General features: G+C 72.4%; 15 protein-coding genes. 8 read left to right on the top strand and 7 right to left on the bottom strand.

All coding sequences use genetic code 11. From position 1 onward, the window contains the following. Window positions 1-30: 30 nt before the first annotated feature. Both OG429_RS05045 and OG429_RS05040 read right to left on the bottom strand, forming a co-directional pair. Complete coding sequence (locus tag OG429_RS05045) at window positions 31-1,764, bottom strand: flavin monoamine oxidase family protein (RefSeq protein WP_328924069.1); 1,734 nt, start codon at window positions 1,762-1,764, stop codon at window positions 31-33. Between the two features lie 142 nt (window positions 1,765-1,906). After that, window positions 1,907-2,602 carry a TetR/AcrR family transcriptional regulator gene (locus tag OG429_RS05040; protein ID WP_328924068.1) on the bottom strand — a complete coding sequence of 232 codons (696 nt, stop codon included), beginning with the start codon at window positions 2,600-2,602 and terminating at the stop codon, window positions 1,907-1,909. A gap of 127 nt (window positions 2,603-2,729) precedes the next feature. Here OG429_RS05040 and OG429_RS05035 point away from each other — a divergent pair, with 127 nt between their 5' ends. The 7 genes from OG429_RS05035 to OG429_RS05005 all read left to right on the top strand — a co-directional run bounded on the left by OG429_RS05035 (window position 2,730) and on the right by OG429_RS05005 (window position 11,142). Continuing rightward, window positions 2,730-4,424, top strand: a complete 1,695-nt coding sequence (locus OG429_RS05035; protein ID WP_328924067.1) for an amidohydrolase — start codon at window positions 2,730-2,732, stop codon at window positions 4,422-4,424. Window positions 4,425-4,491: 67 nt separating this feature from the next. Beyond that, window positions 4,492-6,207: an ABC transporter substrate-binding protein gene (locus OG429_RS05030; protein ID WP_328924066.1), complete on the top strand. Its 1,716-nt coding sequence runs from the start codon at window positions 4,492-4,494 to the stop codon at window positions 6,205-6,207. Then, the gene (locus OG429_RS05025; RefSeq protein ID WP_328924065.1) at window positions 6,204-7,172 is read left to right on the top strand and encodes an ABC transporter permease; all 969 of its coding nucleotides are present in this window, start codon (window positions 6,204-6,206) and stop codon (window positions 7,170-7,172) included. Before OG429_RS05030 ends, OG429_RS05025 begins: the two co-directional genes overlap by 4 nt. After that, the gene (locus tag OG429_RS05020; RefSeq protein WP_328924064.1) at window positions 7,169-8,092 is read left to right on the top strand and encodes an ABC transporter permease; all 924 of its coding nucleotides are present in this window, start codon (window positions 7,169-7,171) and stop codon (window positions 8,090-8,092) included. Before OG429_RS05025 ends, OG429_RS05020 begins: the two co-directional genes overlap by 4 nt. Next, on the top strand, window positions 8,092-9,096 hold the full coding sequence (locus tag OG429_RS05015; protein ID WP_328924063.1) for an ABC transporter ATP-binding protein: 1,005 nt from the start codon (window positions 8,092-8,094) through the stop codon (window positions 9,094-9,096). Before OG429_RS05020 ends, OG429_RS05015 begins: the two co-directional genes overlap by 1 nt. Next, window positions 9,093-9,959, top strand: coding sequence for an ABC transporter ATP-binding protein (locus OG429_RS05010; protein ID WP_328924062.1), 867 nt, complete (start codon window positions 9,093-9,095; stop codon window positions 9,957-9,959). The genes OG429_RS05015 and OG429_RS05010 overlap by 4 nt, the downstream gene beginning before the upstream one ends. Window positions 9,960-10,059: 100 nt before the next feature. After that, on the top strand, window positions 10,060-11,142 hold the full coding sequence (locus OG429_RS05005; RefSeq protein ID WP_328924061.1) for a hypothetical protein: 1,083 nt from the start codon (window positions 10,060-10,062) through the stop codon (window positions 11,140-11,142). Here the strand turns inward: OG429_RS05005 and OG429_RS05000 are convergent. The 4 genes from OG429_RS05000 to OG429_RS04985 all read right to left on the bottom strand — a co-directional run bounded on the left by OG429_RS05000 (window position 11,128) and on the right by OG429_RS04985 (window position 16,147). Continuing rightward, a complete protein-coding gene (locus OG429_RS05000; RefSeq protein WP_328924060.1) occupies window positions 11,128-12,141 on the bottom strand; it encodes an endonuclease/exonuclease/phosphatase family protein in 1,014 nt (337 codons plus the stop codon). The genes OG429_RS05005 and OG429_RS05000 overlap by 15 nt on opposite strands. Before the next feature lie 36 nt (window positions 12,142-12,177). Further along, window positions 12,178-13,326, bottom strand: a complete 1,149-nt coding sequence (locus tag OG429_RS04995; RefSeq protein ID WP_328924059.1) for a winged helix DNA-binding domain-containing protein — start codon at window positions 13,324-13,326, stop codon at window positions 12,178-12,180. A 16-nt stretch (window positions 13,327-13,342) separates the two neighbouring features. Then, window positions 13,343-14,014, bottom strand: coding sequence for a hypothetical protein (locus tag OG429_RS04990; RefSeq protein WP_328924058.1), 672 nt, complete (start codon window positions 14,012-14,014; stop codon window positions 13,343-13,345). A 120-nt stretch (window positions 14,015-14,134) separates the two neighbouring features. After that, window positions 14,135-16,147, bottom strand: a complete 2,013-nt coding sequence (locus tag OG429_RS04985; RefSeq protein ID WP_328924057.1) for an RICIN domain-containing protein — start codon at window positions 16,145-16,147, stop codon at window positions 14,135-14,137. Window positions 16,148-16,590: 443 nt separating this feature from the next. Between OG429_RS04985 and OG429_RS04980 the strand changes: the two genes are divergently transcribed. Beyond that, complete coding sequence (locus OG429_RS04980) at window positions 16,591-17,757, top strand: pentapeptide repeat-containing protein (RefSeq protein WP_328924056.1); 1,167 nt, start codon at window positions 16,591-16,593, stop codon at window positions 17,755-17,757. Between the two features lie 88 nt (window positions 17,758-17,845). Here the strand turns inward: OG429_RS04980 and OG429_RS04975 are convergent, their stop codons facing one another. Further along, window positions 17,846-18,466, bottom strand: coding sequence for an MBL fold metallo-hydrolase (locus OG429_RS04975; protein WP_328924055.1), 621 nt, complete (start codon window positions 18,464-18,466; stop codon window positions 17,846-17,848). Between the last annotated feature and the right edge of the window lie 35 nt (window positions 18,467-18,501).

Here is an 18,501-nt window from a genome sequence, read left to right as displayed (position 1 = left end):
GGTGGCCGGCCGGTCCTCGCGGGCGAGGGCTCAGATCTGGCAGACGATCTCGGCCGCGACGCGTTCACCGGAGGAAACCGCCGCGTTCAGCGTGGAGTTGTCCACGTCGGTGTGCTCGCCCGCGAAGTGGATCCGGCCTTCCTGGATCCCTTCGCAGCCGGCGATCGAGGTGTACTGGCCGATCTTGTAGTAGTGGTAGGCGCCCCGCTGCCACGGGGCGCGCGACCAGTGGTCCTCGTACGCCTTGCCGGTGAACGCGGCCGTGGTGCCCGGGTACATGTGCTCGATCTGGGAGAGGAACCAGTGCACGTCCGCCTCGGGCGCCGGGCCGTGCGCGGCTCCGGTGAGCATGTCGCGGGCGGTGTTCCCGCCGGGGAAGTTGACCAGCAGCGCCGGTGCCCCGTTGGCTCCCGACGCGACCGAGCCGTCCCAGGCCGTCTGGTAGCCGAGCGGGCCGGTGTTGCTGATGCCGTTGTAGCCGAGCCCCGGCCAGGTCTTGGCCGACAGCTGGGCGACGAGCTTCGCGTTCTGGCCCATGCCCTGCTGCCGGATGGCGGTCAGCTTGCGGGCGGACAGGTTGGCCTGGGAGAGATCGACGTCGCGCAGGGTGCTGAAGGGCAGGGCCAGCACGACGTGGTCGGCGGGCACCGAGACCGTGCTGCCGTCGTGGTCGAAGGTGCAGGTGTACGAGCCGTCGCCGTTCTGCCGCAGGGCGATGAGCTCGTAGCCCTGCCGGACGGCGCCGGCCGGAAGCTGCGCCGCCATCCCGCTGACGAGCTGGTCGTTCCCGCCGACGAGGTGGTACTTCTCGTCGAAGCCGCGCCCTCCCGCGAAGACGGACGAGGATCCGAGGAAGCCGATCATTCCCAGCGCGGAGGCCTCGGCGGGTTCGCCGCCCGACTGGAGCTGGAGGGACTGGATCAGCTGGCCGAGCCGGGAGCCGGGGGCCAGCCCGATCTCGTCGAGGTAGTCCAGGCAGGAGAGCTGGTCCAGCCGGTACGCCTCCGGGGTGTGGCTGTCGTGGCGCGGGCTGCCGACGGCCGCGTACGAGGCGCTGAACGCGTCGTAGGCCTCCGCGGTCCAGTCGTCCTGCTGGCTGAGCCCGGGGTAGGAGCCGCCGTCGATCCAGGCGGCGTAGTCCCCGGCGTGCAGTTCGCCGCCGTTTGCGAGCTCCCGTCGCAGGCCCAGGCCGCGGGCCAGGTCGAGGACCGCGGTGTCGGTGGAGCTGATGAAGGCCCCGCCGTGCTCGTGGACCGCGCCGTTGTCGAAGAAGCCGCGCAGGGACCAGCAGCGGCCGCCGATGCGGGTGGCGTCGGCCTCGTACACCGTGGCGGCGACCGGGTTCGGCCGGTTCCACAATCGGTGGGCGCAGCGCAGTCCCGCGAGCCCGGCGCCGACGACCACGACGCGCGGCGCGCCGGCTCCGGTGGCCGCCGCCGCCCGGTTCGGGGTGAGCAGCCCGCCGGGCAGTGCCGCGGCGGCGGTCAGCGCGCCCGCGGCGCCGAGGAGCCGGCGGCGGCCGAACGTCCCCGCGGGCGGGGCGGTTCGCCGTTCTTCGTCGTGGCCGCGCTCGTGGCGGACGGTCTCACGACGGACGCTCTCGCGGCGGACGGCCTCGGCGCGCTCGCCTGCGACCTCCTCGACGGGCATGCCGCGCCTGCGCGCTTCGGCGTGCAGGGCGAACGCGAGGCGGATCCGGTCGGGTATGCCGGCCCGGTCGGCCGAACGGGGTGGGGAAGCAGGTTCGTTGCGCAGGTGATGCATGTGACCCCTCTTCTCGGAATCCGGGCACCAGGAAGCCGAACAGCGCGTGCGGGCATGGCACTCGGGCTGAGGGGGAGTGAACCGCTCGCGCAACGGCGCTGTCAACGATGATGTCAACGCCGTTGCGCGACGCGGGGGCGGGCTACGCGCCGCGCAGCGTCTCGACCCGCGTCTCGATCGCGGTGATCAGGGCCTCGACCCGGGCCCGGAAGATCTGCTCGTCCGTCACCTCGGCCAGCTGGGTGCTCAGTCGGGTGATGTGGGGGAACCCCTGCGGGTCGACCAGGCGGTACTCGCGGCTCCAGGAGGACTCGTCGGCCTCCCGGATCTCCGCGTCGAACAGCAGGTAGGCGGCGCGCTGGCCGACGTAGGCGAGGAGGGAGTCGCCGACCATCCGGTAGTGGACGGCCGCTTCCGCCCCGTCCAGGCCGGCCTCCGTGACGGCCCCGATGATGAGCTCGACGACCCGGAACTCGTTGGGTCTGCGGGTGGTCCGGCTGGCCATGGTCGAACCGACCACCGGGTACTTGAGCGCGACCTCCAGGGAGCCGTCCGCGAGGGCGCGCAGCCGGTCCTTCCAGTCGAGGCCCTCGGGGATGCTGTCGAGGACCTCGCCGAGCGTGCGGTCGGCGACGGAGAGCAGCAGTTCGTCCTTGTCGCGGAAGTGCCGGTAGATCGCTGTGGGGTCGGCGCCGAGTTCCTCGCCGAGACGGCGGACGGTGAAGGCGTCCTCGCTGCCGCGAGCGGCGATGCGCAGGCTGGCTTCGATGATCGCGTCGGGTGTGAGCTGGCTGCCCGCGCGCTTGGACCGGGCGGGTGTGTCGGATGACTTCGGCATGGTGCGGCCAGTGTATCGATTTGGAACAGAGGGAGCGCAACACCGTTGACAACAATGTTGCGCTCCCGTTCACTCCTCCTCAACACAAGCCGTGCGGGTCCGTCCCGCCGAGCCGGAGGGTGCGTCGATGGGCAACACAAGGCAGCCGGTCAAGCAGCGGGCCGACACCGTCTTCATCGGAGGGCGGGTCTTCACCGGGACCTCGTCCGCCCCGGTCGACGCCGCCGTCGCCGTGGCCGACGGCCGGATCCTCGCCGTCGCCGACGCGAGCACCGTGCGCTCGCTCGCGGACGGTTCCACCGAGGTCGTCGACCTGGCCGGCGGCCTCCTCGTCCCCGGGTTCCAGGACGCCCACGTCCACCCCGTCGTGGCCGGTGTCCAGATGCTCGGCTGCGACCTGGCCGAGGAACGCACCATCGACGGCTACCTGGCCGTGGTGGCCGCCTACGCCAAGGACCACCCGGACGCGTCCTGGATCCGCGGCGGCGGCTGGTCGATGGACGTCTTCCCCGGAGGCACGCCCACCCGCGCCATGCTCGACGCGGTCGTGCCGGACCGGCCCGTCGTACTCACCAACCGCGACGGCCACGGAGCCTGGGCCAACACCCGTGCCTTCCACCTCGCGGGCGTCGACCGCACCACCCCCGATCCGCCGGACGGCAGGATCGAGCGGGAGGCCGACGGAACCCCGGCCGGCACCCTTCAGGAAGGCGCCGTCGACCTGGTCACCCGTCACGCGCCCATTGCGACGCCCGACGAGTCGCACGCCGGCCTGCTCGCCGCGCAGGAGCACCTCTTCTCCCTCGGCGTGACCAGCTGGCAGGACGCCATGATCGGCGCCTTCCCCGGCAACCCCGACAACTTCGGCGTCTACCTGCGCGCCGCACGCGAGGGAGCTCTGCGCGCACGCGTCGTCGGCGCCCTGTGGTGGGACCGCGAACGCGGCCTGGAGCAGATCCCCGACCTGGAGGAGCGCCGCCGCACCGGCCGGGTGGGCCGCTTCAACGCCACCAGCGTGAAGATCATGCAGGACGGGATCGCCGAGAACTTCACGGCGGGCATGCTGGAGCCCTACCTCGACGGCTGCGGCTGCGCCACCGGGAACTCCGGACTCAGCTTCATCGATCCGGAGCTGCTCACCGAGGCGGTGTCCCGGCTCGACCGCTCGGGCTTCCAGATCCACTTCCACGCCCTGGGCGACCGCGCCGTCCGCGAGGTGCTCGACGCCCTCACCGCGGCCCGCGACGCCAACGGCGCCAACGACAACCGGCACCACCTCGCCCACCTGCAGATCGTCCACCCCGACGACATAAGCCGCTTCGCGAGCCTGGGCGCGGCCGCCAACATCCAGGCCCTGTGGGCCGCGCACGAACCGCAGATGGACGAGCTGACGATCCCCTTCCTGGGCCCCGAGCGTGCCGCCCTGCAGTATCCGTTCGGTGACCTCCAGCGGGCCGGAGCCCGCCTGGTCGCCGGCAGCGACTGGTCGGTCAGCAGCCCCAACCCGCTGTGGGGCATCCACGTCGCCGTCAACCGGGCCGTACCCGACGAGGCGCCCAACGCCGCCGGGAGCCACCAGCCCTGCCCGCCGTTCTTCCCCGAGCAGGCCCTGACCCTCTCCCAGGCCCTCACCGCCTACACCGCCGGCAGCGCCTGGGCCAACCACCTCGACGACGTCACCGGCACCGTCGAGGCGGGCAAGTACGCGGACCTCGTCGTCCTCGACCGGGATCCCTTCGCCCACCCCTCCGAGGAGATCGCCGAGACCAGGGTGAGCCGCACCTACATCGACGGCGAGCTCGTCTTCGCCGCCACCAGCTGAACCGCCGGAACCGCAACCGGCCGGGCACCACGTACCTCACCCAGCTCACCCCTCAGGGAGCCAGACGATGTCATCACCCCGAACGGGATCGCCGCGAACAGGATCACCCCGACGCCACCAGCTCCTCCGACGCCACCAGCTCCTCCGGCTCCTCCGGCTCCGCTCGGCCGCAGCCGCCGGGCTCGCCGCGGCCGCGGTGCTCCTCACGAGCGCGTGCAGCGGTACCGCGAACAAGCCGTCGGACGGCGCCACCGCCTACCGGCTCACGGACCGGACACCCGCCCCCGCCGGCGCCGTCGACTCGTTCACCTGGTCCGTCTTCGCCGAGCCGACCAGCATCGACTACGCCTACTCGTTCGACTACCCGCCGAACCAGATCCTCGCCAACGTCTGCGAGAGCCTGCTGCGCTGGGACCCGGACCTGACGACCTCGCCGAACCTCGCGGCCTCGTACACCAACCCCACCCCCACCACCTGGGTCTACCAGATCCGCCCCGGCGTGCGCTTCCACGACGGGACCGAGCTCACCGCCGACGACGTCGTGGCCTCCCTGCGCCGCAACCTCGACCCGCAGACGGCCAGCGTCTGGGCCTACCCCTTCCGGAACGTCACCTCGGTCGACCGGACCGGAGCCATGGAAGTCACCGTCACCCTGGCGAAGCCCGACTCCACCTTCAACAAGTACCTCGCCGCGAGCCCCGGCACGATCGAGTCCGCCGCCACCCTCGCCAAGGCCGGCAAGAATTACGGCAATCCGCAGACCGGCGTGAACTGCACCGGCCCCTTCTCCTTCGCCTCCTGGACGTCAGGCCAGTCGCTCACCCTCAAGCGGTTCGACGACTACTGGAACCCTGAGCTCAAGGCCAAGTCCGGCGAGGTGAAGTTCGTCTTCCTCGCCGACCCGACCACCCGCGTCAACGCCTTCCAGAGCGGCGAGGTCGACGGCGGCTGGATGGTCCCGCCCAACGCGTACGCGGGACTGCGCGCGAGTCAGGCCGGCACGCTCTACTTCGGCCGCAACACCTCGGTCGCCGACGAGGTCGTCGGCAACCTCAAGGGCCCACTCGGCGACCCCCGGGTGCGCCGCGCCCTGCTCATGGCCATCGACCGCAAGGGCATCGTCAAGGCCGGAGCCGGAGGGGTCGGCGAGGTCGCGGACTCCCTCACCACCGACAACCTCTGGGGCGACGCGCCCGCCGAGATACGCGACGGCCTGCGCAAGGACCTGCCCGCGTACCCCTATGACCCGGCCAAGGCCAAGGCGCTCGCCGCCGAGGCCGGAGTCTCCGGTCAGAAGATCGTGATCGCGACCAGCCCGCTGGACTCCCAGACGACGATCATCACCCAGGCCGTCGCCCAGGCCGCCACGGCCATCGGACTGAAGCCGCAGATCGACTCCGTCTCCGCGGAGAAGTACTCGACCCTCTTCACCGACCCGGCCGCACGCGAGGGCATCGACCTGTTCCTCACCTTCTGGTACACGTCCATCACCGACCCGCTCGACATGTACGGATCACTGCAGACCGGCGCGTTCAGCAACTACGGCAACTGGTCCGAGCCGCAGTTCGACGCCGCCGTGGACCGTGCCATCGCGGCGTACGACCCGGCCGAGCACGCCAAGGCCAACGCCGAGGCCCAGGCCGTCGCCATGCGGGACCTGCCGTGGCTGCCCCTGTACACCCAGCCCGTGAGCGTCTTCCTCGGCAAGCGGATCACCGGCGCCCAGCCGTCCATCGCCTACCTCTACTACCCGTGGGCGGCCGAGATCGGGGCCAAGGGATGACGGCCGCGGCGGCGCGCGCCGTACGGGTCCTGCGCAAGCTCGCCGGAATGGCGGCGACCCTGCTGGTCACCTCCTTCCTGGTGTTCTCCTCACTGTTCCTGGCGCCCGGGGACCCGGCGAGCTTCCTGGTGAAGGGGCGCAGCCCCAGCCCGCAGGAACTCGCCGAGATCCGCAGGCAGTACGGCTTCGACGACCCCTTCCTGGTCCGCTACGGACACTGGCTCGAAGGGGTGCTGCGGGGCGACTTCGGCCGCTCCTACCTCTTCCACCAGGACGTCGGCTCGGTCATCTGGTCCCGGCTTCCCTCGTCCCTGCTGCTCATCGGGACGTCCGCCCTGATGATCGCCGTGGTCGGCGTCGCCGCCGGCATGGCGGGCGCGCTGCGCAGGGGGACCCGGACCGACCGCTCCCTGATGCTCCTGGTGACGGTGGGCGCCGCCGCGCCCGCCTTCGTCGCCGCGCTCCTGTTCCGGTCCGTCCTGGGCGTGCGGCTCGGCTGGTTCCCCACGATCGGGAACGGCACCGGCCTACTGGACCGGCTGCACCACGTCATCCTTCCGGCAGCGGCCCTGTCCGTGACCTTCATGGCGCTGGTCACCCGCGTGACCCGCTCGGCGATGATCGACGAACTGGGCCGCGATCACGTCGAGGTCGCCCTCAGCCGCGGAACACCGCGGCGCACGGTGATCCGGCGCCACGTGCTGCGCAACGCGCTCGGGCCGATCGTGACGGTCTCCGCGCTGCTGGTCTCGGGGATGCTGGTGAGCACCGCCATCGTGGAAACCGCCTTCGGCATGTCCGGAGTGGGCTCCTTGCTGGTCCAGTGCGTGGACCAGCTGGACTTCCAGGTCGTCCAGGCCATCGTGCTGCTCGTGGTGGCCGCGTTCGTCGTGGTCAACGCACTCGTCGACCTGGTGCATCCGCTGATCGACCCGCGCATGGCGGCGGCGGGGAGCGCACGATGAGCGCACCGATCCTGACACCCGCCGCGCCCGGCGGCCCCCGCCCCGGCCCCGGGTCCCGCACCGGCACCCGCACCCGCACGCGTCTCGGGAGCCTCGCCCGGCTGCGGACCCTCGGCGGCAGCCGGCTCCAGCGGGCCTGCCTGCTGCTCCTCGTCCTGTTCGTCCTCGTCGCGCTGCTCGCACCCTGGCTCGCGCCCCAGGACCCCACCTTCGGGCAGCTCGGCGACAGCCTCCTGGGCCCGGGCGCCGACCATTGGCTGGGCACCGACCAGGGCGGCCACGACACCTTCTCGGCGCTGATCGCCGGGGCGCGCACCAGCCTCGCCGGCCCCCTCGCGGTCGTGGTGTTCTCCACCGTCGTCGGCATCGCCGTCGGCCTGTCCACGGGGTGGCGGGGCGGCTGGGTCGACACCCTGGCCGGCCGCGTGCTCGACGTGGTGTTCGCCTTCCCCGCCCTGCTGCTGGCGATCCTCGCGGTGGCCCTGTTCGGCAAGGGGATGACGGCGCCCGTGCTCGCCATGGCGATCGCGTACATGCCGTACACCGCACGCCTGGTACGCGGCCTCGCCGTACAGGAGAAGGCCCGGCCCTACGTCGCCGCCTACCAGGTACAGGGCCACTCCGCCCTGTACGTCACCGTGCGCAGGATGCTGCCCAACATCGCCCCGACCCTGCTCGCCCAGTCGACGGTGAACTTCGGTTACGCCCTGCTCGACCTCGCGGCCCTCTCCTTCCTGGGGCTGGGCGTACAGCCGCCGACCCCCGACTGGGGCGCCATGATCAACCAGGGGCAAGCCGCCGTACTCCAGGGCCAGCCGCTGTCCGCGGTGGTGCCGGCCGTGGCCGTCGTCCTGGTGGTCGTCGCCTTCAACGTCGTCGGGGAAGACCTCGGCGACCGGCTCGCGGGGAGGGACTCCTGATGACCGTGCCCGAAACGACGCTGCTCGCGTACGACGGACTCACCGTCACCCTGCCCTCGATGGCCCGCCCGATCCTGGACGGCATCGAACTGCGGGTCTCCGCCGGCGAGATCGTCGCCCTCGTCGGGGAATCCGGCTCGGGGAAGTCCGTCACCGCCCGCGCCGCGCTCGGTCTCTTCCCCACGGGCGCCGAGGTCGGCGGCCGGGTCCGCGTCGACGGCATCGACCTGGTCGGGGCCGACCCCGCGAGACTGCGGGAGGTACGGACGAACAAGGCGGCGATGATCTACCAGGACCCCCGGGCGGCCATCAACCCGGTACGCCGCATAGGGGACTTCCTCACCGAGCCGCTGCGCCTGGTCCACGGCTGGTCCAAGACCCAGGCCGACGCCAGGGCCGTCGAACTGCTCGGCGCGGTGGGCCTGCCCGACCCCGCCCGGCACCTGAAGCAGTACCCGCACGAGCTCTCCGGCGGCATGCTCCAGCGCGTCGTGATCGCCGCGGCCCTCACCGCCGAACCCCGGCTGCTGCTGTGCGACGAACCCACCACCGCCCTCGACGTCAGCACCCAGGCGGAGATCCTCGCCATCCTGGGGCGACTGCAGCGCGAACGCGGACTCGGGCTGCTCCTCATCACCCACGACATCGAACTCGCGGCCGCGGTCAGCGACCGGACCTACGTGATGTACGCCGGCCGGATCGTGGAGACGGCGCCCGTCGCGGAACTCTTCGCCTCCCCCCGGCACCCCTACACCGCGGGGCTGCTCGGCTCTTCGCCGCCCCTCGACGGTCCTACCGGGCGGCTGACCCCGATCCCCGGCGCCCCGATGGGGCTGCTGGAGTCCGCGCCGGGCTGCGCCTTCGCACCGCGCTGCCGGTTCGCCGAGCCGGGCCGCTGCGACCAGTCTCCGCCGGCGCTGCGACGAACGGGGCCGGCCGAGGTCGCCTGCCACCGCGCCGCCGAGCTCGTCGGCTCCATCCAGTCCAGCAGGGAGGAAAGTTGACCACCGATACCACCACGGGGGAGCTTCTCCGGGTGACCGGCCTGCGCAAGACCTACCGCACGGGCGGGACGGAGGTCGTCGCGGTCGACGACCTGTCGTTCTCCCTGCCGGCGGGCGGAGCGCTCGGCATCGTCGGCGAGTCCGGTTCCGGGAAGACCACCACGGCGCGCATGCTGATCGGCCTCGAACGGCCCGACGCGGGAGAGATCCTCGTACAGGGCGAGCCGCTCGCCGCGTCGGTACGGGGCAGGGCGGCCCGACTGGCCCGGGCCAAGGCCGTGCAGATCGTCTTCCAGGACCCCTACCTCTCCCTGGACGCCCGGATCGGTATCGGCGCGACCGTCGACGGCGTGCTCCGGCTGCACGGCTGGCGCGACCCCGCGGTGCGGGCCGACCGGGTCCGGGAGCTGCTGGCCCAGGTCGGCCTCGGCGACCGGGAGGCGGCCGCCCTGCCCCGGCGGCTCTCCGGCGGGCAGCGCCAACGCGCCGCGATCGCCCGGGCGCTGGCGGTCGAACCGGCCGTCCTCCTGCTCGACGAGGCGGTGTCCGCCCTGGACGTGTCCGTGCAGGCGCAGGTGCTCAACCTGCTGGCGGACATCCGGCGCGACACGGGGATCGGGCTGGTCTTCGTCAGCCACGACCTGGCCGTGGTCCGGTACGTCTGCGACGAGGCGCTCGTCATGTACCGGGGGCGGACCATGGAACACCGGCCCGTCGCCGAACTGCTCGCCAGCCCCGAACACCCGTACACCCGGCTGCTGCTGGCGTCCGTCCCGCGTCCCGGCTGGGACCCCGACTCGATCAGCCGGCGGCGCCGGCGCCTCGATCCGTTCAGGACGGTGGGAGCCGGCCCGGCGGGGTAGCCACGGGTCGGACGCAGGTCCGGACGCCGGTCCCCCGTGAGGGCGGTCCGGGCTCCCCCGCATGGGGGAGGCGGATCGCTCCCGCGGGGGAGGCCGGCGGGTGCCGTGCTCCCGGATGCTGGAACTCTCCTGGAAGGGGGAGCGGATGGACCGCTGGGAGCGATGGGGGCGGGCAGGGGGGTACGGCGCTGCGGTCGCACTGCTGCCCTATCTGCTGATCAAGGTGTGGTGGGTGATCGGCTCCCTGGCCGGGGCGATATCGGTTGGAGACGGCTTCACCCCGGCCGGATGGGTACTCCTGAACACCGTGACCATAGGCATGGCGGTCATCGGGATCACCCTCGCGCTCGCGCTGGTGCGGCCCTGGGGAATGCGCATACCGGGATGGCTGGTGGCGTTCGTCGCCTGGGCGGGAGCGGGGTTCCTCGTGTCCGTCCTGCCGTACGCCGCGCTGTCCACGCTGTTGGACAGTGGGGCCGACGCGGCCGGGAGCGGCGCGGGGGACGCCGGCGAGATGCCCGACTGGCAGGGAGCGCTGGCCGAGTTCGGCTTCATAGGCACGGGGCTGGGCCTCGCCCTCGCGTTCCCCGCCCACATGCGGCGTCGCTGGCCGGACGTGTTCACCGGGCGCGTCGGCGACCGGCCGCCCGCCGCGCGGCCGTGGGCGGCCGTCGTCGCGGCCCTGGTCGGGCTCGCCTGGCTGTACTGGACGGCCGGCGGCACCCTGGGGATCGCGCAGCCCGGCAACCGGGACACCCGCTGGTACATGCTGACCGGGTTGGGCGCGCTCTGGGCGCTCGTCGGTGCCGCGGCGGTCTGGGCGCTCGCCCGTGCCCGGCCCGCGCGGCTGCCCCGCGCGGTCCCGATGGCACTCGGCTGGATCGGCTCCGGCTCGCTGTTCGCGTGGAGCGGCTGGAAACTTCCGCTCACGCTGATCGTGGGGCTGACCCACCCCGACGGTGTCGTCCCGCCGGAGGAGGTCGCCGTCGCGATGGCCCTGCAGCTGGCCGCGGTGGTTGCCGGAGCCGGGATGCTGAGGGCTCTCGTCCGGTCCCGTGCGTACGGGGAGGCGCCCAGCCCCACGAGGGTCGGAGAGCGGGCACGGCCGAGCGCCCCTGAGCGTGAGCGGGTCGATCGTGTCGCCTCCGCCCGTCAGAACCGCAATGCGTCAGAACCGCAATGAGGCCGCCACGGGCAGGTGGTCGCTGGGGGTGGCCGGCAGGGTCCACGCCGACACCGGGGTGAGGTCCCGGACCAGGATCTGGTCGATGCGGGCGACGGGAAACGCCTCGGGCCAGGTGAAGCCGAAGCCCGCTCCCGCCGCGTCATGGGCGGAGCGGAAGCGGCCCATCACCGGAGCCAGGGCCCGGTCGTCGGTCGTGCCGTTGAAGTCCCCGACCAGGAGCGTGCGGCCGGCCGGGGCGGCGGCCAGCTCAGCGGCGAGCCGTCCCGCGGCCGCATTGCGGCGCTCGGTGGTGAAACCCGAGCCCAGGCGCACGCGTACGGAAGGGAGATGGGCAACGTAAACGGTGAGCGGGCCGGCGGGGGTGTCGGCGGTGGCCCGTAGCGCGCGGGTCCACGGCATGATCGCCACCGGGGCCGTGTCACGCAGGGGGTAGGTGCTCCACAGCCCGACCGTGCCCTCCACCACGTGGTACGGGTGGGTCCCGGCCAGCGTCTGTTCGTACCCGCGCACGGCGGGCTCGGTCAGCTCTTCCAGGGCGATCAGCTGGGCGCCGCAGGCGGCCAGGGCGCGGGCGGTACCGGCGGGGTCGGGGTTCACGTCGTCCACGTTGTGGGTGACGACGGTGAGGTCCGCCGCCCCGCCGTCGCCCCGGTCGAGGAAGGTGCCGCCGTGGAGCGCCGCCCAGGTGAACGCGGGCAGCAGGACGGCGATCAGCGCGACGCGGGACCGGCGCAGGAGAGCGGCGGCCAGAAGCAGGACGACGGCTGCGCCGGTCCAGGGCAGGAAGGTCTGGACGAGGCTGCCGAAGTTCCCGATCCGGTTCGGGATCCAGTCGTGGAGCAGCATCAACAGGGACGTCAGTACGGCCAGGGCGGCGACGATCCGGCCACGGCGGCCGGAGCGGCGGGCGCGGGGCGGGGACCGGCGCTCGCGCGGGGCCGTCGGTGCGGGGGCGGTCTTGACCTTCATGACCTTGGTGACGCTCCCGACGGCCATCGGGGTTCTCCTCACCGCCACGCCGTACGACCGAGCTCAGTCACCCGGAAGCAGCCGGGTTTCGACGCCCGGCAGCCCCTTGGCCCACCAATGGCCGTAGCGCCCGTAGGCCTTGGGGTCCCGGGCGGCGAGGAGCGCGACGAGAGACCTGGCCTCAGCGGCCAGACCCTCCCAGACGCGGCCGGGAAGGGGGTGGAAGGCGGCGGCCTCGATTCCGCCGTCGACGGGACGCCAGACGCCGGCGACGTAGCCGTCGACCAGCAGCGTGGGCAGCACGTCGCCGTTCACGCGGATCACGTGCTTGCGGTAGGCGGGAGGTATGACACGGGCGCGGTCGGCGTAGGCCAGCAGGATGCTGTCCCACATCGCCATCAGCCGCGGCGGGGCGGGAGTGTCCCCGGCCGGCCGTGGCGCGCCCGGGACGTCGTACAGCACCGTGCCGTCGGGGCCTTCCAGTTGTTCGAGCTCGTCGGCGAGCGCGCCCACCGCCGCTCTGACCCGGGCCCGCTGGACCAGCGCGAACTGCGCCATGTCCGCCACCGACGCCGGCCCGAAGCCCTCCAGGTAGCGGCGGATCAGGCACTGCAGGCCGCCGGCGGCGACATCGGGGTCGGCGAGCACGGGCGGCGTGCCCGCCGCGACGTACGAGGGCCGGGTCTCGAAGGACCAGGGCCCTCCCGTGCGGGCGTGCCACAGCGGCGCGTACTGCCGCAGCATCCGCTGGGCGCCCGGCTCCATCGGTGCGCCCAGCCGCTGCGCGAGCCAGTCCCCGATCTCGGCGGCGGTCCGCGGCAGGTCGGCGTACCGCAGCAGATCCCGGACCAGGACGCCGGCGTCGTCGGCGGTGAGCCCGGATGCCGTGAAGCGCGGGTCGCCGAGCCTGGAGCCGCGCAGCGTCGGCTCCATCGCCTCACGGAAGGTCCGGTAGTCCTCGGCGTGGACCGCGTGCAGGGTGAGCCGCATCAGCGTCGCCTTGACCGTCCGGCGCCCGGTCACGGCCGCGTCGAGGCCGGCCGGGTCGAAGCCGCTCAGCCGGTTCCACAGCGCGATGTACGGCGAGGCGGGCTGCTGGGCCTGGAGGGCGACCACCCGCCGCACCGCATCCTCGACGTCGAGCGGCTCGCGCTCCAGCAGCAGTTGCCGGGCGAGCGTGGCCCGGTTGAGCGCCTGCGCAGTGATGTCCATACCGGGAATTGTGCCGTCAGGCCGTCCGGCTCCCGGACCGGGCCCGCTGCACCCGTCGGCGGCGTATCAGGAGACCCCCGGCCGCGCCGGCCAGTGCCGTCGCCGCCACGCCCGCCGTCGTCCACCAGACGGCGTCGTCCGAGGCCTTGGCGGGCGGCTCCTGCGCCGGAGAGGCGGAGGCGGAGCCGGGCTGTGCGGCAGCGGCCGTGGGAGTCGTTGCGGGATCCGGGGCGCTGGACGCCGAGGAGCCGGGTGCGGGGGCGCTGGGCGTCGGTGCGCCGGTCGCGGGCGTGCCGGTCGCGGGCGCCGGGTCCACCACGGGGACGGCGACGTCGAGTTCACCGTGTCCGAGGGCGGGGAAGCCCACGTCGACGGTGACCTTCCAGGCCCCCGGAGGCAGTACCTCGGCCGTGGTCCAGCCCGCGGGTGACGCGGCGGGGTCGCGGACGAGGCGCCAGGCCCCGAGCGAGCGGGAGCCGTCGGCGCTGACGGCGTTCACCGTGGCGGCGACGGCCTCGTCCACGGCGTCCTTGTCGTTCTCCCAGGTGATTTCCGCGGTGACATGGCCGCCCCGCTGTCCGGTCACCACCACCTTCACGGTGTCACCGTGGGCGTGGGCCGCGACGGGGGACAGGAACATGAGGCCGACTGCGGCCAGCAGGGTGGGGAAAGCGGTTCTTGTGCGCATGTGTGGCGGTACTCCGGGTGACTGGGGTGAGGGGCCGGCGGACGGCCGCGTGGTGCGGCCGTCCGCCGGGGTGGGCTCAGGACGTCGGGGCTGATGCCCGTCCGTCGGTCGACCGGTCGGTCAGCCGGACTTCTGCATCGTCCAGGCCTGCGTCGCGCGGCCGTCGGCCCGCTGCAGGTCGAGCAGCCAGTTCCCGTAGTACGGGCGGTTGCTCACGGTCAGCGCGAAGCCGCCGCTCGGGTCCGTGACGGTCACCGCGCCACCGCGGGACGTCAGCTTCCAGGCCTGCGCGGCGTTGGATCCGCAGGGCTGCTGCGCGACCCACATGCCCGCGGCCGGGGTACCGCCCGGCTGCAGGCACTTGCCGGAGACCGCGGACCGGATGCGGACCTGACCGCTGCCCGCGTCGTCGAAGTACCACTGCTGCTGGGCGTATCCGTTGGCACGCGCACCGACGAGCACGGTGCCGTCGCCGCTGCGGCCGCCCCACACCTCCGCGTTCATGCCGGTGCTGCCGTTGCCGAGCAGGTAGCGGGTACCGGGCGTGGTCGTACCGCCGCCCGCGCCCGTCGTACGGAAGGACGCGTCCTTGCCGGGTCCGGAGTCGCGGCCGGCGCCGTCACGGACCGAGACGGCGACCGTGTACGCCGTACCGGGCTTGAGGTTGTAGATGCGCAGCGCCTGGGACTGGACCCAGGCCAGGTGCTTGCCGTTCAGCAGGACCTGGTACCAGACGCCGCCCTCGACCTTGGGCCAGCTCACCACGACGGAGTCGGACTGGATCTGGGCCGCGGTCACGGCCGGTCCGCCGGTCGGCTTCTTCGTCGGCGTCGGCGTGGGCTTCTTGGTCGGCGTCGGAGTCGGGTTCGGGTTCGGACCGGGGTCGGGGTTGCCGCCCTTGGTCTTCATCAGGAACTGGTTGTCCGCGATGTTCCAGTGCGTGGCCAGGTAGCTGCCGGCCTTCGGACTGGTGTGGAAGTAGTCGTCGTGGTTGCAGTCCAGGATGTTCTCGGCCGCCTGGTTGGTGCAGACGTTGCGCATCTGCGGGTAGTACGGGGTGTCCGAGTAGCACATGACGTCCCACTCGTCCGTGCAGTGCGCGCCTCGGCTGGTGTTCGGGGCGCTGTTGTTGACCGCGCCCAGGTTGTGACCGAGTTCGTGCGCGGCGGTGTGACCGCCCCAGCAGCCGGAGTCGGTGCGCCCGTAGGAGGGACCGAAGTTGCTCAGGTTGGCCTGGCCGGGCCGCTCGTCGCCGTTGAAGGTGCCGATGCCGCAGTAGACCTGGGTGTCCGCGAAGATCATGTACTTGCGGTCGCGGCGGTCGAGGCCCTTGCCGGCGAGCGCGGAGTTGGTCGCGCTGAACTCGGACAGCGCCGAGTCCGGGAGCTCGATGTTGAGCACGGTCGGGGTGCAGTCGGCGGCCGTGACGTACCGGATGTGGCGGATGCCGCCGGTCTCCTGGGCGCTCGTCGAGTAGATGACGTCGGCGTCGGCCGCCCACTTGCGGAACGAGGCGACGTACTCGGAGTAGCGGTCACGGCCGGCACCGTGGACGTACACGACCTGGACGCGGTTGCCGGTGCTGCCGTCGCCGTCGCACTGGACGGTCTGGCCCGCGGGCCCGGCGGCGACGGTCTGACCGCCCGCCGTGGCGGCGGGCGCGGGTGCGTCGGCCTTGGCCTTGGCGGACCCGGCGTCGGCGGCGGGCGCGTCCTGAGGACGTCCGCCGCCTTCCGTGGTCGACGGGTCGTCGCTCGCGGGGCGGGCCGGATCGGCCGCGGGGGCCTTCGCCTGGACGGCCGGAGCGATGTCCTTCTTGATGTCCACGCCCTTGGGCGGGGCGTCGGGGCCGTGGCTGCACAGTCCGGCGCCCGTGCGGTACACGCCGACGCACCGGTCGCCCTTCGGCGCGGCCTCGAGGCCGTCGTACACCATGCCGCGGTCGTTCTCGTTGGCGGGCGCGCCGGCGATCGGGTCCGGGTCCTGGTCGCGGGCGGGTGCGGCCGCCGGCGAGAACGACTCCGCGGCGGCTTCCACCGGAGCCGCCGCCTGGGCCCCGTCGCCGAGCCCGGAGTAGGCGATGCCGGCGGCTATCATCCCCGCCGCGGCCGTGGCGGCGGTGAAGAGTATCAACCGCCGGGGTTTCCTGCGGTGTTCGCGACGTCTGCGTCGTCCTGTCATGGGCACCTCAAATCGGATCGGGATCACTGGGTGCGCGGAAGCCTGCCAGACGAATGCGCCGGAGAATTCGGACAAAGGGGAGGGTGCTTCGGGAAATCGTTCCGTTACCTGTCGACCAGATTTGACGAACCATCAATAGTCAATGAAACAAGGCTAGTTACGCGCGTCGCAGGCGATTGGTCCAGGCCTTCCCGGGGGAGTCGTTATCAAATCGAGATATAAGGCATTGGCTTGTTGACGGGAATTCAGTCAGGGATTCATCTAATTACTACGTGTCGAATTGCCTTCGTCACGACCCGTGAGGAACCGTCCGCATCCCGCAGGTAGCCGTCGACAACGGGACAATCACCGCCTCTGCCGACTGTCGTGGCGCCGACCCTTGCGATCATGTGCGCATGGATACAGGGGGATCTGCTCATGGACGCCGCACGCCCGTCGCCCCGCGGGGGCGTCGGGTCAAGGCCGTTCTCATCGCTGCGGCGGCGGTACTTGCCGTATTCGCCGCGCTGACCGTCGTGATCGTCGTGCTGCCGGGGCCGGTGGTCGACCGCGATCTCGCGGGTGCCCGGATCGGGGCCGCCGAACGGCTCGGCGCCGTGAACAACGTGCGCACGACGCTCCTGCAGGCCGTCGGTGGCGCCGTCGTCCTCTTCGGGGCGTACGCCACCTGGCGGCAGCTGAGGGTCAGCCAGGAGGGGTTGAACGCCACCCGGGAGGGGCACATCACCGACCGCTTCAGCCGGGCGGTCGACCAGCTCGGCAGTGAGAAGCTGGACGTGCGGATCGGCGGTCTCTACGCGTTGTGGCGGATCGCGGACCATTCGGCGCACGACCGTGAGGCGGTCGTCTCGATCATGGCCGCGTTCCTGCGGACTCATCTGCCGTGGCCCCCGCGAGGGCCGGAGTCCCCGGCGGCGCAGACCTCCATCAACTCCGTGCCTCCTCTGGAGACCCGTGCCGCGGATGCCCAGGTGGCGCTCACCGGCCTCGGTGTCCTGTGCCAGGACCGGCGGCCCGACTGGCTCAACCTCAGCTACACCGACCTGCGCCGGGCCGACTGCGACGGACTGTGGCTGCACCACATGAACTTCGACGGAGCCTGTATGGAGGCAGCGAGCATCTACCGGGTCAACCTGACCGGGGCATCGCTGATCGCGGCCGACATGCGGCACGTGGAGCTCGGGACGTCGATTCTCCACCGGATCCGCTGCATCGAAGCCGACCTGCGTGGCGCCCGCATGGTCAGGGCCGACCTCGGTGACGCCGACTTCTCCGACGCCGACCTGCGGGAGGCGAACCTGCGCAAGGCGCGGTGCCACGACGCCAAGTTCACCGGTGCGGATCTGAGGCTGGCCGACCTGCGGGGAACCGACCTCACCGGCGCCGACCTGACACGCGCGGCATTGGAGGGCGCGCTGGCGAGCGACCTCACCCTCTGGCCGGTGGGCTTCGACATCCAGGCGGCCGGCGTGGTGATGGCCGAGGACCCCGGCGGCGAGCCGAGCATCCTGCTGCCGGCCGCCGCGCTCACGAGGAACGTCCCGCCCCTGCGATCGGTCTGACGTCCCTACCGCGGTGGTCCGTCAGGCGCCCGCCCCGAGGGGCCGCCCGCCCCAGTGGATCCGGCGGGCGCCCGTACACGACCGCGGGCTACGGCAGATCGACCGAACCGCCCAGCGGGACGCGGGAGTAGTCGGTCCCGCCCTTCCAGTCCAGCCACCGGTCGAAGTTGTCCTGGCCGAGTTCGTTCACGAGGGCGTCGTGGATGGGGAAGGCGCGGGCCGGTTTCACCGCACGCACGAACTCGACCGCCTCACCCGTCTTCAGCCACGGTCCGGACGCCGGTACCAGCAGGGTCTCGACCGTCTCGGCGGGCACGAACAGCGAGTCGCCCGGGTGGTAGACGCCGTCGACGACGAAACCGAGGTTCGGGCATCCGGGCAGGCCGTCGACGATCTCGGCGTGCGCGCCGCCGACGGCGCGCACGGAGAAGCCGGCCGCGGTGAAGGCGTCACCCGCCTCGACGGCGGTCACGCCGTCGCCGAGCTCCGCGGCCAGGGCGGCGTGGGTGTGGACGGTCAGCGCGGGGTTGCGCTCGCGCGCCGCCTTGAGCGCGGCGACGTCGACGTGGTCCTCGTGCTCATGGGTGATGAGTACGGCGTCCGCTCCGACGAGGGACTCCGCTTCGGACAGCGTTCCCGGGTCGATCACGAGGACGTGGTCCCCGGCTTCGAGGCGGACGCAGGCGTGGCCGTACTTCGTCAGACGCATGCGATCAACTTACTGGCAGTCGCGAAGAGTTCTCC

The sequence above is a fragment of the Streptomyces sp. NBC_00190 genome (assembly GCF_036203305.1).
GTDB lineage: Bacteria > Actinomycetota > Actinomycetes > Streptomycetales > Streptomycetaceae > Streptomyces.
The sequence above is the reverse complement of the archived record's forward strand: the minus strand, read 5'-3'. Positions and strand labels throughout refer to the sequence as shown.